Raw genomic sequence first — 266 nt, 5'->3', positions numbered from 1 at the left:
GAGCTGCAGCTCAAGGGCGCCGGACCCACGCCGTACTCGCGGCGGGCCGATGGCCGCGCGGTGCTGCGCTCCTCGCTGCGCGAGTTCATCTGCAGCGAGGCCATGCAGGCGTTGGGCGTGCCGACAACGCGCGCACTGTCGTTGGTCGCCACTGGCGAGGCGGTGGTGCGCGACATTCTGTACGCGGGCGATCCCAAGCCCGAGCCAGGGGCCATCGTCTGCCGCGTGTCGCCGAGCTTTCTGCGCTTCGGTCATTTCGAGCTGCC

The 266-nt window shown here is 70.3% G+C and carries 1 protein-coding gene; it reads left to right on the top strand.

The annotated features are described in order from the left end of the window. Positions 1–266: protein adenylyltransferase SelO family protein (locus FLQ44_RS23025; RefSeq protein WP_206209148.1), on the top strand; the 266-nt coding region annotated here is incomplete at both ends.

The organism is Vogesella mureinivorans, from assembly GCF_007644035.1.
GTDB classification, from domain to species: Bacteria; Pseudomonadota; Gammaproteobacteria; order Burkholderiales; family Chromobacteriaceae; genus Vogesella; species Vogesella mureinivorans.
This window is presented reverse-complemented; position numbering and strand designations above follow the sequence as displayed.